Source organism: Clostridium estertheticum, from assembly GCF_018861295.1.
GTDB lineage: Bacteria > Bacillota > Clostridia > Clostridiales > Clostridiaceae > Clostridium_AD > Clostridium_AD estertheticum_D.
This window is the reverse complement of sequence record NZ_JAHLDM010000012.1, coordinates 57,529-71,813: the sequence shown is the minus strand read 5'-3', so window position 1 is coordinate 71,813 and position 14,285 is coordinate 57,529. Positions and strand designations below refer to the sequence as shown.

Annotated in this window: 17 protein-coding genes; 8 read left to right on the top strand and 9 right to left on the bottom strand. The window is 29.5% G+C overall.

The genetic code is table 11. The annotated features are described in order from the left end of the window. Nucleotides 1–394 precede the first annotated feature (394 nt). The gene (locus tag KPL54_RS13200) at nucleotides 395–670 is read left to right on the top strand and encodes a CD3324 family protein (protein ID WP_216106999.1); all 276 of its coding nucleotides are present in this window, start codon (nucleotides 395–397) and stop codon (nucleotides 668–670) included. Nucleotides 671–801: 131 nt separating this feature from the next. Here KPL54_RS13200 and KPL54_RS13195 read toward each other — a convergent pair whose 3' ends face one another. Continuing rightward, the gene (locus tag KPL54_RS13195) at nucleotides 802–1,389 is read right to left on the bottom strand and encodes a TetR/AcrR family transcriptional regulator (RefSeq protein WP_253198999.1); all 588 of its coding nucleotides are present in this window, start codon (nucleotides 1,387–1,389) and stop codon (nucleotides 802–804) included. A gap of 278 nt (nucleotides 1,390–1,667) precedes the next feature. Here KPL54_RS13195 and KPL54_RS13190 point away from each other — a divergent pair, with 278 nt between their 5' ends. Next, nucleotides 1,668–2,873 (top strand): alpha/beta hydrolase family protein, encoded by a 1,206-nt coding sequence (locus tag KPL54_RS13190; protein WP_216106997.1) that lies wholly within the window; start codon nucleotides 1,668–1,670, stop codon nucleotides 2,871–2,873. 95 nt (nucleotides 2,874–2,968) lie between these two features. Here KPL54_RS13190 and KPL54_RS13185 read toward each other — a convergent pair whose 3' ends face one another. After that, a complete protein-coding gene (locus KPL54_RS13185; protein WP_216106996.1) occupies nucleotides 2,969–3,751 on the bottom strand; it encodes an EFR1 family ferrodoxin in 783 nt (260 codons plus the stop codon). 532 nt (nucleotides 3,752–4,283) lie between these two features. On the opposite strand from KPL54_RS13185, the gene KPL54_RS13180 reads away from it, so the two are divergent. Both KPL54_RS13180 and KPL54_RS13175 read left to right on the top strand, forming a co-directional pair. Beyond that, nucleotides 4,284–4,841: a DUF1062 domain-containing protein gene (locus KPL54_RS13180; RefSeq protein WP_216106995.1), complete on the top strand. Its 558-nt coding sequence runs from the start codon at nucleotides 4,284–4,286 to the stop codon at nucleotides 4,839–4,841. A gap of 115 nt (nucleotides 4,842–4,956) precedes the next feature. Continuing rightward, nucleotides 4,957–5,634, top strand: a complete 678-nt coding sequence (locus KPL54_RS13175) for an epoxyqueuosine reductase (protein ID WP_216106994.1) — start codon at nucleotides 4,957–4,959, stop codon at nucleotides 5,632–5,634. A 175-nt stretch (nucleotides 5,635–5,809) separates the two neighbouring features. On the opposite strand, the gene KPL54_RS13170 is transcribed toward KPL54_RS13175, so the two are convergent. The 4 genes from KPL54_RS13170 to KPL54_RS13155 are packed head-to-tail and all read right to left on the bottom strand — an operon-like array spanning nucleotide 5,810 to nucleotide 9,414. Next, nucleotides 5,810–5,998 (bottom strand): hypothetical protein, encoded by a 189-nt coding sequence (locus KPL54_RS13170; RefSeq protein WP_216106993.1) that lies wholly within the window; start codon nucleotides 5,996–5,998, stop codon nucleotides 5,810–5,812. 20 nt (nucleotides 5,999–6,018) lie between these two features. Continuing rightward, nucleotides 6,019–7,200 (bottom strand): ABC transporter permease, encoded by a 1,182-nt coding sequence (locus KPL54_RS13165; RefSeq protein ID WP_216106992.1) that lies wholly within the window; start codon nucleotides 7,198–7,200, stop codon nucleotides 6,019–6,021. A 20-nt stretch (nucleotides 7,201–7,220) separates the two neighbouring features. After that, nucleotides 7,221–8,462, bottom strand: coding sequence for an ABC transporter permease (locus KPL54_RS13160; protein ID WP_216106991.1), 1,242 nt, complete (start codon nucleotides 8,460–8,462; stop codon nucleotides 7,221–7,223). 19 nt (nucleotides 8,463–8,481) lie between these two features. Next, complete coding sequence (locus tag KPL54_RS13155; protein WP_216106990.1) at nucleotides 8,482–9,414, bottom strand: ABC transporter ATP-binding protein; 933 nt, start codon at nucleotides 9,412–9,414, stop codon at nucleotides 8,482–8,484. A gap of 163 nt (nucleotides 9,415–9,577) precedes the next feature. Here KPL54_RS13155 and KPL54_RS13150 point away from each other — a divergent pair, with 163 nt between their 5' ends. The 4 genes from KPL54_RS13150 (at nucleotide 9,578) to KPL54_RS13135 (ending at nucleotide 12,429) form a co-directional block, all read left to right on the top strand. Continuing rightward, nucleotides 9,578–10,714, top strand: a complete 1,137-nt coding sequence (locus KPL54_RS13150; RefSeq protein ID WP_216106989.1) for a sensor histidine kinase — start codon at nucleotides 9,578–9,580, stop codon at nucleotides 10,712–10,714. A 41-nt stretch (nucleotides 10,715–10,755) separates the two neighbouring features. Continuing rightward, nucleotides 10,756–11,412, top strand: a complete 657-nt coding sequence (locus KPL54_RS13145) for a response regulator transcription factor (RefSeq protein ID WP_216106988.1) — start codon at nucleotides 10,756–10,758, stop codon at nucleotides 11,410–11,412. Between the two features lie 18 nt (nucleotides 11,413–11,430). After that, the gene (locus KPL54_RS13140; protein ID WP_216106987.1) at nucleotides 11,431–11,862 is read left to right on the top strand and encodes a hypothetical protein; all 432 of its coding nucleotides are present in this window, start codon (nucleotides 11,431–11,433) and stop codon (nucleotides 11,860–11,862) included. Between the two features lie 123 nt (nucleotides 11,863–11,985). Then, nucleotides 11,986–12,429, top strand: a complete 444-nt coding sequence (locus KPL54_RS13135; protein ID WP_216106986.1) for a hypothetical protein — start codon at nucleotides 11,986–11,988, stop codon at nucleotides 12,427–12,429. 182 nt (nucleotides 12,430–12,611) lie between these two features. Here the strand turns inward: KPL54_RS13135 and KPL54_RS13130 are convergent, their stop codons facing one another. From KPL54_RS13130 to KPL54_RS13120, 3 genes are all read right to left on the bottom strand, one after another. After that, nucleotides 12,612–13,595 carry an ROK family protein gene (locus KPL54_RS13130; protein WP_216106985.1) on the bottom strand — a complete coding sequence of 328 codons (984 nt, stop codon included), beginning with the start codon at nucleotides 13,593–13,595 and terminating at the stop codon, nucleotides 12,612–12,614. Beyond that, nucleotides 13,592–13,780 carry a hypothetical protein gene (locus KPL54_RS13125; RefSeq protein WP_216106984.1) on the bottom strand — a complete coding sequence of 63 codons (189 nt, stop codon included), beginning with the start codon at nucleotides 13,778–13,780 and terminating at the stop codon, nucleotides 13,592–13,594. The genes KPL54_RS13130 and KPL54_RS13125 overlap by 4 nt, the downstream gene beginning before the upstream one ends. A 181-nt stretch (nucleotides 13,781–13,961) precedes the next feature. Next, complete coding sequence (locus KPL54_RS13120; RefSeq protein ID WP_216106983.1) at nucleotides 13,962–14,174, bottom strand: DUF6366 family protein; 213 nt, start codon at nucleotides 14,172–14,174, stop codon at nucleotides 13,962–13,964. Between the last annotated feature and the right edge of the window lie 111 nt (nucleotides 14,175–14,285).

Below are 14,285 nucleotides of genomic sequence, written 5' to 3'. Positions count from 1 at the left end.
AACAAACCTATAATTAAGTACTTTGTTCTTATAATCCTAGCTTACATTAAATTTGAATTAATTACAATAAATGTGGCATAAAACATCAATTTTTTAGCATAAAAAGATTATAATGCCTTTTACATATGGAAATCCGTGCAGAGCAATAAGATTAATTACAGAAAAAGATTCAAAGTTAAACTTACTGTAATTTTTTATTTATGGAATAGCTAGTGTTGGAATTTGTGGTAATATAAGTATGATATTATAATTTGCAAGATCATGTAAAAGGAGGTTTGAAAGTTTATGCTTAATCCAATCGTTATTGTTGCATAGCAAAGGCTATTGCAACGAGCAATTAAAACACATAGCCTTTGCTTTTCCTAATAGAAACAAAACCTTTAGGAGGGCAAAAATGAGCTATAACAAAGTAATTTATATACTACCTAATGATTTGATTGAAAAGGTGCAGGAATATGTAGATGGTGAGTTTATTTATATTCCAAGAAAATCAAGCAATAAAAAGGAATGGGGAGCGGGGACATCTATCCGCCAAGAATTATATACACGCAATACACAGATTTATGAAGACTATTTTGCGGGTCATAGTTCACAGGATTTATCTAGAAAATATTTTTTATCCTTGAAAAGTATACAAAGGATAATAAGGCAGCAAAAAAATATTGAGTAACTATTCAAATGAGCCAATGCAGTTTTCTTACTGTATTGACTCATTTTTTTTATTAACTGTCTTTAAGGTTTAGCTTTATATTCTCGAATGGTACAATTTTAGTAGAAAATATGCTAAATTAATTCATGCTATTATTCAAATAAATACTTATTTAATGCTTCGATTCCAGCTTGCAATATTCTATCAGGCTCTATATCTTTTTTATCAAAAACAATTCTATTTACAATCGAATCAATAATATCATATGCAATAATAGCCGCTGCATCTATGTCATCTACTTTAACATCGCTTTTGTACTTTTTCAAAAAATCAATAATAAATCGTTTTATTTTATTATGTTGCTCATCAAGTACAGAAGCTACTGTGGAATTTGAATTGTAGAGCGTACTAAGTTCTTTATTAAGATCTTTTGAGGCTTCGTGAATATCTATCAACTTATTTATGATAGATAATAGCCACCCTTTTTTATCTTTTTTATATTGCTCTAACATGTCTGATATTTCATTAGTTACTTGTAAAAAGTCCCTATTATATAAATCTAATATTTCCAAAAATACTACATCCTTATTCTTAAAATAAGAATAAAAACAACCTATTGAAACACCAGCAGTTTTTGCGATTTGAATAGAAGTAGTTTTGTAATACCCCTTTTCGCAGAAGAGCTTATAAGCGGTCTCTGATATTTTTTCTTTTGTATTAAAAGCTCTGGTTTGTTTCAAATTTCTAGAATTTCTCCTGTTTTCCACAAATATTTTCATTCCTTTCGTACTAGTACTGTTTATTGTGTTAAGTTATTGAATTATTAATTAGCGATTCCTTTTCCATAACAAGTATTAATCAAATAATTAGTTTAGTATAGTTATCATTTTATAGTATAAATTTTTTTTGTCAATAGAAAGTGAATAATTGTTCATTTTCTATTGACAATGATCTGACGCAAGACTATAATCAGTAAAGCGAATATTTATTCGACTTTTGACTATAAAGGAGAAAGAAAATGAAAAATTTAATTTTTAATGACGACCAATTTGCATTTCAGTTAATAAGATTACTTGGAGAATCAACTTTTGGAGCTTCTGACATCGGAGAAGTTATTTCTACTGCTGAAAGAATAAAAGAAGGAGATTATAAAAGCTGGTGTGATGAATGGAGCAATACAGCACAAAGGCTTCATAAAATTGCTGATGACTGCTACTTAGAAGGACATATGGTTAGCGCTAAAAAAGCCTATCTTAGAGCCTCTAACTATTACAGAACAGCTGAATTCTATATGCACGAAAATCCAAACGATTCTAAAATGAGTGAACTATATGAGTTAAGTCTTGAATGTTTTTCGTATGTTATGAAGCTTAATACTCCATTTATTGAAAGAGTAGAAATTCAATATGAGGGTACAACACTTCCAGGTCACTATTACAGATTAGAAAATTCAAATGAGCCAAAACCTGTATTAATTGCTATGACAGGTTTTGATGGTACAAAGGAAGAATTCTATGGATTAGCCATGACAGCACTGGAACATGGAATGAATTGTTTAACTATTGAGGGACCAGGGCAGGGTGAGGTTGCTAGAAAACAGAACTTATTTTTCAGACACGATTATGAGAAAGTAGTTATCCCCGTTGTAGACTATTTGATTTCAAGGTCAGAAACAGACCCAGATAAGATTGTTTTATGGGGAGAAAGCCTAGGTGGTTATCTTGCTCCAAGAGCTGCTGCTTTTGAACACCGTATTGCAGCCTGTATTGCAAATGGAGGAGTATATGATTTTTTAGGAGGTTATGTACATGGTACAGATACCACAAGAGAAGAACTTGTAACCTTTGCACATTCTAATCCTGATAAACTTAATAAATCTTTGTATGATGAAATGAAGACTAATTCAAAATCGAGATGGGCTATTTCACATGGAATGTATGTATTTGGAGCTGATAATCCAGCTGAATTGGTATTAAAGGGTGATAAATTCTATCTAAAAGGAATAGCAGAAAAAATCAAGTGCCCTACGCTGGTTCTCGATGCCGAAAATGATGGATTACTTGGAGGACAAGCAAAACCTTTGTATGAAAAACTTCTATGTAAAAAAGACTATATGATGTTTACCTCTGAAGAAGGAGCTGAATTTCACTGCCAGGTTGGAGCTAAACTGATTGGAAATGAGCGTATTTTTAGTTGGATTGAAACAATTCTTAAAAACATCTAAGATAATTAGTCATTCTACAAGCTAGGTTAATTTCCTTAACTACAAATTAAGGAAAGGCTAAATAATGGATATAGAATCCACTTAGTAGCCTTTTCTTATAAGTCATTAACCTTAATAAAAGGGTTTTTATATCGTTTTTTTCCTATAGTACCTTTGCCAAATTGTATCGCATCTTTTGGACAATAGCTTAAACACCTAAAGCACATTTCACAATTATGTGCCCAGATAGGTTTGCCATTTTTCAATATAACATTTTGAACTGGGCATATTTTTTCACATAGCCCACATGAAATACAATTTTTATCAACCACAAAAATCTTATCCAGTTTAGGAATAAATGGTGAGATAATTCTATAAAAAATACTTGTCTTTAGAAGACACTCCTTAAATGTACCTCGTTCTATTTTAGCAATCTCATTATTTTTTATTAATAAAGCAATTTCACTTAATTTTTTTTCTGCAACTATAAATAAAGACTTCTGATCTTCAATAGAATCTGCACTATGTTTAGGTGTAAAATTTGAAGGCAGTTTCAGTGAAAAACCTAACGAAAGCTTAAATCCCCTTGATGATAGTTTATTAGACAATACTAATAAGGAACCAGCTACTTTTCCTCCATTAGTTGCTACTGCAAAAAAGAACTTATCTTTATTCTTATGTGAAATTACCTTTATAAATTTAGATACTATTTTAGGAGTCCCCCACATATATACTGGATAAACAATTCCAATTCTCTCAGATGAAATTAGAATTTCTCCATTTTTTTTCAAAAAACTAGTAATCGAAACAATAGTTGAATCACCTAATTTTATAGCTAAGTCTTGAGCTACTTTTAATGAATTTCCTGTTCCAGTGAAATAAAAGATAGTATTTTTCATAATATAAATTCCCCCCCATTAATAATTTGACATTTCCACTTTACGATAATTTTTAAAGTGGAAATGTTTAATAATAAAATAGTAGTTGCTTCTGGAGTTGCTTCTCCCAACAATCTTAATAATTGAAATTTAAATTGATAATTTTGGGAAACTAAATTCATCATTATTATCATTTCCCTTTTAATATAAATTGTGAATGATCATTCGCATTTCATATTATAAAGATCGCTGTACATAATGTCAATAGTAAATCGAATAATTATTCGCATTTTCTCGACAAATATGTTTTCAGCCTATAAACTACTAATTAACTAAGCAATAAAAAGGAATGGGGAGCGGGGACCTCTATCCGTTTTCTTATTGTATTGGCTCATTTTTTTTTATTAACTGTCTTTAAGGTTTAGCTTTATATCCTCGAATGGTACAATTTTAGTAGAAAATATACTAAATTAGGAGGACTTATGATGAAAAAAGTTTGTAACAATCCACCTGTTATCTTTCCTATTAGTTTCTAATAGGAAGGAGGAATTTCATGCAAAAGTTAACCTGGGATATACAATATCTATCATCACCACCTGCAATTAAATATTGTAAGAAGTGTGGCAAAAAGACAGCGCACCTTTGCTCCGGGTTGTTTCGAATAAATGCACAACGCAAGTATTTAGATATATGGTTAATCTATAAATGTTCAGATTGCGATTCTACTTGGAATATGACTATCTACTCTCGCATCAATCCTAAAAGTATTGCCCCTGAAATGTTAGAGGGGTTCTATAGCAACAATGGAGAACTTGCCAAAAGATATGCTATGGATACAGAGTTAATACGCAATAATGGAGCTGAAGTTGGATTCCCAAAGTATAAAATACTAGGGGCCAATATTAACTTCAACACTCCTATAGAATTGCATATAAAAAGCTCTTATCCATCTCGACTTAAAGTATCTTCTTTGCTGCGGGAAAAAATGAATTTATCTCAAACTGCTTTTGAACAGATGATAATCAGCGGACCAATTCGAATCACTAGCGGACTTGATTTAAAGAAATGCAGATTGCAAGCAGATGCTATATTGATTATTGATAATTTGTAAATAATTGGATTATCATTGTAGTTTTATGCATATCAAAGGCTATCGCATAACAATTAATGGTTAATATAGCCTTTGCTCAATCCTAAAACAACATTATATTTAGAAGGAGCATATAATGAATGAGTTAATTTCTGCATTAAATCATCGTGGTGTTAAATTTATCAAGACAGTTGATATCTCAATGCTCTCGCTAAAAGAAAATAGAGGTTACAGCGTTGCTATTTTGATAGGAATAGTTCTAAGCGAAGGTTATATTTTTCGCCTATCAAAAAGAAACATAGCAGATCATTCCGAGTTCGGAGAAAAGGAACACCTTGTTAATGAACTTGCAGAATGGACGGCTGATTTTATTATTACAAAAGGATACAAAGCCTTTGCACAATCAGAAAAAAATCTAATACATGGATTTTATGATGAAACTACTAAAACCACTCCACTTCCACATAAAAAGATTGCCATATTGGCTGGATTAGGCTGGATTGGAAAAAGTAACTTGTTAGTTACCAAAGAATACGGAAGTGCGTTGTGTATGTGTACCATTTTGACAAACGCACCGTTACCTATTGAAAATCGTTCAATAATAATGCCTAAATGTGGAGAATGTACTGTATGTAAGGATATATGTCCTACAAGTGCTATCCATGGTTCTACATGGGAACCAGATATGAATAGAGATTTTATAGTTGATGTTTACCACTGTGCTGGTTGCTTAAAATGTTTAGTGAATTGTCCCTGGACGCAAAAGTATATGGTCAATAATATTGATAAACAAAATGAGTGTAGGGACGATTGATTAATTCGCCACCTTCGAATATGTCATTACAAGTAAACCCATATTATTAGATATGGGTTTACTTTATTAAGTGTGTATTGATATTCTGAATATAATAAAATTCCAATTGAGTTACATAAACATTCTAAAATGCAGTCTTTAATATCTATTGTTGAATATATTTGTGTTTGCTATTCTACAATAAATGTATACTAAGTATTGCTGATAAACCATTAATGAATAACACTATTCCAGCAACTCTTATAATTATTCTTGGCCCAGTACCATCCTTTTTAAATATAAACACTGCTATTTTTCCTATAAATACATTTAATATTATTCCTAAAATCATTTCTGCTACCCACATTATCGAATTTAGACTCATATTAATCACTCCTATTTTTGTTATTTTAAAAAGCTTTTTTCAGCTTTCATATTAATATTTGTTAATATTGTTGATACTAATAGCCCTAATATGCCAATAGAAAGTAATATTACTATACTGTTTATTTCTAAACTTAGAGGTGAATTGTTAAAAATCACATCTTTTAGTGCCTTTATCCCCCAATTTTCAGGCATGCATCTTGATATAATTTGAAGTGTTTTTGGGGCTGTTAGTTCATCCATAGAAAAAAAACTTCCTCCAAGCATACCGGTTATTACCATTAGTACTGACCCCAATATAGTAAATGTCTGATGTTTTTTTACAAAAGGAACAAATATCATTACTATTCCAACCACAGCAAACAGGTATATTGCAAATATAGATGCCTCTGGAAAAATATTATTAACTATACTTGCCTTTAAAGCATATTTTCCTACTAAAAGTATTACTGTTATAACTGTAAGCCCTAATATATAAGTAGCTATAATTTTGCTTGTCAAATATTTCAAGTAGCTTGTTGGCATCCCTTTTATTCTATTAAAAGTGTTATTTTCTCTTTCTTCTATTAAAGTTCTAAAACCTTGAACTACAACAAACCATATAAACATTACTAAAAACCCAATCAATCTTTCAGTAGTCTTATCTTCTGTTTTTTGACTTGTGTTTATCTCTTTATAAGAGCTTGATATACTATTATCACTGTTTACTTTGTTAATAAGTTTTTTTGATGTTTCATCATTATTAACCTTAAGAACATTCGAAACATTTTTTGAATCTGCAGTAATTTTTTGTAAAGCATTTTCTTCAGATAAAATAGTGATAGAAAGATTTTGACCATCAGGATTATCATAATTTTCAATAAGTTTAACATCGTTTAATGCTTTGCCATTTTTTAAGCTTCTTTCAAATCCCGCGTCTATTACTGCGCCATTATTAATATCATCATTATCAATTTTATTTTTTATATCCTTTTCCGATAGTATAGTTACACTTAAATCTTCGTGCTTTTCTATCATAGCTATTAACTGCTTAGAGGCTTTACTTTTATCATTATCCGCTAAATATACATTTGTTTTACTACTGCTAGTTGAAATTGAAAATAACCAAGTAAGTAATAATGGTGCTGCAATCATGATGAAAATTGACATTCTATTATTAAAAAGAAGTTTTAGTTGGTTTTTTATCATAATTAGTATCTGCATAGTTTACTCTCCCTTCAAAATTATCCTTTAGACGTATTATCTTTTACTAAAAGGTTGTTTTTCCCTTTATTAAGTAGTATTAAAGCTATTATCAAAAACACTGCAGCTATTGCTAAAAGCTCTACAAGATCCATATAAATATCTCCTATTCCCTTACCTTCACAAATTGCTAAATAACAGTTTATTGCTTTTCCATTTGGTATTATTTTCTGGATCATTTGGAGGCTATTCGGAAAATTACTTTTACTTATAAGGCTTCCACCAAGGAAACTGAATCCCCACAAAATGGGTGTAGCAAAAGTTGAAATTTCCATATGATTTTTTGCTGTTATCCCAGCACAAAATACAATCAGTCCAATAGTTAAAGCATAAACTGCTGTTACTAATAAAATGTAAAATATATTTCCGAAGCTCTCTCTAAAAACAATTCCACCTATTGTAATTACTGTGATCATCTGAACCATTATTGCAAATACAACTCCAATTACTTTACCAAACACATATTGGAAATTTGCTGTAGGTGTGGATTTTATCCTATTCATGGTGTTATTTAACTTATCATTAACTATACTATGTGCTAATTCAAAGGCTGTTAGAATAGAGAACATTACTACCATTCCAATAATCATATATTGCATCACATCTATAGGTTTTGCATTCTTTCTTGTAGCTATCTTTGAGATTTCAGAAGAATTACCACTTGTATTTTGTATATTACTAATCAACTTATTTACATCTACTGACCTTACATTTGATTTATTTAAAGCCATATCCTCTATAACTTCATTTTGCTCAACTCTCTTTATAGAAATATTTTTATCAAAACTATTTAAAATGGTTTTCACTATTGAAACATCATCTAATTTGTTGTTATCTCCTATAACAGAAATGTTTATCTTAGAATTATTTATATAGTTTTTAGTAAAATTTTTTGGCACATAAACTAAAGCTACATAAGTTCCATTACTTACTAATTTTTTACCTTCCGCATAACTTTTCACCGATTTTAAATTTATTACTTCCTTTACATCCTTGCTTTTAAATACATCATCCCTTAAAGTATTGGAAAGGTTTAAACTTTGAAATGATGAATCATCGCTGTAATATCCTACATTAAATGTTTTTAGTGTAACTTGACTACTATTAAGCGATCCAATTATTAACACAAGTACAATTGGAAATAATACCAATTTAAAATAAAATACCTTAGATTTTAATAACAGCTTAGTGTCTAGTAAAAACAAACAGACTAGTTTATTCATAGATTTGTCACCTTCCTTATTATTCTCTTAAAGATTTTCCTGTTGCCTTAAGAAAAATACTTTCTAAGTTTACTTCGCCGTATTTGAAACCAGTTAATTTTATTCCGAGATTTCTTATATCCTCAACAATATCTATAATATTTTTTTCATTTTGATTTACTAACATAGCTATTTCATTTTTGTTAATTCTAACTTCTTCTGTTCCAGCAATATTTTTAACTTTTTCTAAAGAATCCTTATCCGCTTTGCTGTAAGTAACTGTTAACGTATCTTTAACTTTAAGCTTTTCCTTTAACTCCTCTTTAGTTCCTAGCGCTATTAGCTTTCCATGATCTACAATAGCAACTCTTTTGCAAAGATACTCAACCTCTTCCATATAATGACTAGTATAAATTACTGTCATGCCTCTCTCTTCATTTAATCTTTTTATTGTTTCAAGAATATGATTTCTAGACTGTGGATCTATTCCAACTGTTGGTTCATCTAATATTAAAAGCTTTGGGTTGTTCATTAATGCAATACCAATATTAACTCTTCTCTTCATTCCTCCTGAAAATTCCGAAACTGCTTGGTCTTTTTTATCTTTTAGTTCTATAATATCTAGCACCTCAGACGTTCTGTCTTTTAGTTTTTTTCCTTTTAAACCATATAAACATCCAAAGAACTCTAGATTATCTTTTGCACTCAAGGCTTCGTATAATGCTATATCCTGAGGTACTATTCCCATTATCTTTTTTATTTCCATAGGTTTTTCTCTTAATGATTTGTTATCAACTCTTATGTCACCTCTTGTAGGTGGATTAACTGTACTTATCATAGAAACAATAGTAGATTTTCCTGCTCCATTTGGTCCCAAAAGCCCAAATATTTCACCTTGTTCTACTTTAAAAGAAATATTATCATTTGCTGTAAATTCACCATATTTTTTTGTTAAATTTATTAATTCAAGCATTTCTTTGCCCCCTATTTCTTACTATGCTCATATTGTACTTTTTATAAGATCTTTTGAATATATACTAAAGTAATCATATGGTATAGTACTTTAGTCATGAGTTTATCTATGGATATACGGAACTATGATATAATAAAGAAAAATATGATTGAAGGTATGCCTTATGGATTTTCTTTTATCTGGAAAAAATAGATTTCTAGCCTTGAAAATTTTACAAATTATTGTTATCATAACGATTTTTAACAGTACACTACAAAGTCACTTTCAAATAATTACTATATTCTTAATTGTTTTTTTAGCTATAAATGATTATATTAGAATAAATTCTAATGAGTTTGTAAAATATATTTCTTATATTTTAAGCAATCTAATAATATGTTACCTTGCCTATAAAACTAAAATTGATACTGTAACATACAGTTCTCTTTTGACTGTAGAACTGATTATACCTATCAAAAAAATTTATAAAAGCTTATTTATTATTAATTTTGTTAGCTTTGTTTTTTTAAGTGCAATATTATATTCAAACATCTTGTTTTATAATTTTGAAATCATATTGCGGAATTATGCTATAAACCTTATAGTTTGTTTTTTAATTAAAAATATAATTATAGAAAAAGTAAAAAAAGAAAAGCTTAATGAGGAGCTGGAGAAAACTAATTTAACATTAATACAATATTCAAAAAAAATAGAGGACCTCACTATTACAAAAGAAAGGACTAGAATTGCCCAAGAGCTTCACGATTCCATGGGTCATTCACTTGTAGCCTTAAGTATGAATTTAGAATATGCAGAAAATATTGCTACTATAAACCCAGAAAAGGCTAAAATAGCTATGCAAGACTGTTATTCTCTTTCTAAAGATTGCATGAAAAATTTAAGGGGAGCAGTTAGTGTACTTAAAGAAAATAGTACCCTTAGCCTAAGAAAGGATATTAATCAGATTTTCCTTAAATTTAAACAAACAGATAAATATGAGTTTAATTTAGATTTTGATGAAAACGTAGAGAATGTAAGTAGTGGAATTAAAACTTGTATTTATAAAACCTTAAGAGAAGCAATTACTAACGGGATAAAACATGGCAATGCTACATCCTTTAGTATTCATATTCGTAAATCATCAAATAGTATTATTTTCAAAATAGAAAATAATGGTGTAGGTTGCAAAAAAATAATACGTTCTAATGGTATTATGGGTATGGAAGAAAGAGTGCATTTGCTTAATGGTGAAATCATCTTTAAGTCTGAGGGTCTAGTTGGCTTTACAATAGAAGGCAAAATCCCTGAAAATATATTGTAGATATAAAAAGTATTTTAAATTATAGATAGGAAGTGAAATTGATGATTGATTTAGTTATTGTAGATGATCAAGAAATTGTACGTGAAGGCTTAAAAAGAATTTTAAGTTTGAACGAAGAAATAAATTGTATAGGTGAAGCTTATAATGGCAAACAATTAATTGAACTACTAAAAAAACTTTCTCCCCAAGTAATATTAATGGACATAAGGATGCCCATTATGGATGGCATAGAGGCAACAAAATTTGTTAAAGAAAATCACCCAAACATAAAGGTTATTATATTAACTACATTCGACGAAGACGATTATATTTTTCAGGGACTAAAATATGGCGCTGACGGGTACATTCTTAAAGATTCTGGTTCAAAGGAAATAATAAATTCTATTAAAGCTGCTTTAGAAGGAAGTATCTTTTTAAATCCTAAAGTCACTGAAAAAGTTGTTAAAGCTTTAAACTCTAGACCCATTGAAAATTCTGCCCAAAAGAAAAATGATGAAAAAGAGAAATTGCTACAAACATTAACTCCCCGTGAGTTCGACGTGGCAAAACATATAATTGATGGGAAAAGCAACAAATCTATAAGTGAAGCTTTATTTGTTACTGAAGGCACTGTGAAAAATTATGTGTCTAAAATACTAGAAAAACTGCAAGTAAATAACAGAACGGAGCTTGTGATTTACTTGCAGAAAATATTTTAACTTTTTGGGGGATTCGATATGTCAAAAAAATTAACAATAGTAACTTCTATCTTATGTGTTTTGGTACTCTTTGTAGGAGTTATTAACATCATAACGGTTCAAAATCAGACAAAGGCGCTTCAAAACCAGACAAAGAGTAGACTCGTAAGCGTCTATTCGTCTATTGGATTAGGAGGAGATAAGCTTGATTATTCAATTAACCTAACTAATAAAAGCGATAAGAATATTTTTGTACAATCCGTTCAACCATTAGTTAATGAAAAATTAAAAAATAGGATTTTAAGCAAGGAAATGGTGATTACTGTAAATAAAGAGATAAAACCCAATAAAGCAATTGCTATTACTGGAGTAATAATCGTTAATACAAAAGGATTAAAAGACATGGTAAAACTTGTACCCTTTATTACGGATATAAAGGTTATATCAACTGAAACTGTAAGCCTTAAGTAAGCTTTTAACATTAAGTTTTTATACTTTATTTTGAAATTTATGGTATTATTAGTATAATCAAGTAAATATTCATATCATCCTCAAAAGATAGGAATATTCAACTTTAAAATATGGAGGGATGTTATGAAAGAGAAATCTTGGTTAAAATATTTTTTTATAATCCTAATAATACTTTTTATTGTATTTAGTGGACAGCACATTCTTGATGGTATTAATAAAAATGCACAAGAAACCTATAATACTCATCCTTATCTTCAAAATATTTTAATGATTATTTTTTATGGAGGAATAGGTTTGTTACTTGGTTTAGAACATTTAATCCATGAAATAAAAAAAGAAGGAACATGGATAATGAATGTCCCTAAATTCTTATTAATGGGGCTTCCCTCATTGTATTTTTCACTTGCTGTTTTCATATACTATAGTAGTAATCAGTTAGTACGAAATATATCATATCCAATTGGTATTTTAATAACTAGTAATCAAAGCTTTATATGGGTCTTCCCGTTAATACTTGGATATTCAATTATTACGAGTTTTTATAAAAAAATAGACGGTTGTAAATAGGTCTAGTTTGAAATATCCTTTTGTCATCTAAAGTAAAAAATTTGTTGCCGAAAATAAAGAACTCTTTAAATAAATAATATTGATAAAATTAATTGAGGTTGTTAAAATGGCTAATGAAATTTGTCCTCATTGTAGAGCATTAAGAGATACTGTAGTATCAACTTTTGAAAAGGAAATTAAAGCTATACAATTAACTCTTTATTATTAACCTTATCTCTAGCATAAGCAGCTGCTCCAATCATACCAGCACAATCACCCAATTTAGCTTGTACAACTCTGCACGCATTGCTGGATATCTTTAATGCGTGGTCATTAATTGTTTCACGTACCGTATTTAATAATCTATCCCCGGCTAAAGACATACCTCCACCCACAATAATAATCTCTGGATTAAATAAATTAATAACATTTGCCAGGCCAAAACCAAGTATCCGTCCAGTTTCATGAATTACTTCAATTGCCAAATTATCGTGCAGATCATATGCCTTAGATATCATATGCGCCTCAATATTGCTATTATCATAATTAACCCACTCTTCTATTATACTATTTCTTCCTTTATTTAATTTTTCAATAAAGGTATTAACCATTCCAACTGCTGAAACATATCTTCCTAAACACCCAGAACTTCCACACTTGCAAGGACGTCCTTCTCTATACATATTCATATGCCCGATTTCTCCTGCACTAGCTGTTTCTCCATACATAACTTTACCATCCATAACTATTCCTGATCCTAAACCAGTACCTAATGTAATAAGGATTAGATTCTTTGAATTCAATCCAGCACCATATAGCCACTCTCCATATAGATTTACACGAACATCATTATCGATAAATACAGGAAAGTGGAATTTCTTTTTCATCTCGTTAACAACATGTATATTTTCCCACCCTGGAAAGTTTGGTGAAAAAAATGATTTACCCTCGTATGGATCCAATAGTCCTGGAATACCCATTCCCATACAATAGATTGACTTCTCCGTAATATTAAGATCTCCAATCATATCTTCAACTATGTGTATGATTTTGTTTAAAACATATGCAGGTCCATTTTGCGCTTCTGTTGACTTACGTACTTCAACGATCAATTTTAAATCCAAATTAAATAATGCAACCTTAATGTTAGTTCCACCTAAATCAACCCCAATTATGAACTCACTCATGCTAATAAACTGTTTATGTTTACAGCCCCATATTTTTTTACGCCTTCTAAAACCCCTTTAACTAAACTAGTATACCTAAGCATCTCTTTAACTATAATTTCTTCCTCTTGTCCATACAAATCTCCAAACAGGATCTTAGTAGACTTAAAATTAAGTATTTCAATTGTATTATTTAGCATTGGCATTAATATTCCCCCCTAGTTTTATATTACTTTATCATTTTCAAGTTATATTTAAACGTTTTCTATAAATATAAATTTTTTTATATCATAATCAACTATATTAATTTTAGCATTCAATATTATAGAAAAGGTTTTCTTTAATTGTATTTTATACCTTTTTTAGTTGATATTCAACATAATTTACTTAATTATGATTTATATAGAGAGAGAGAAAATATACTATTATAATAATTATAACTGATGTGATAATCCTTGTAAGACAACCTCCTTTCGTTAACTGACTTAAATCACCAACCATTTTACGGTTCATTGAATCCGCTACATTAGACATTGGATTTTTTTTATATTCTTCTATTTTGCGTTTATCTTCTCTATCTTGTTCACCGTTTTTATCCATAATTTCACTCTCCTATTAATATTCAGTAGTTATTGCATATTTATTTTATGCTATATTATAACATTAATTTCAAATTTTGAAATATGTTTATTATCATAGTTTGTTAAATTT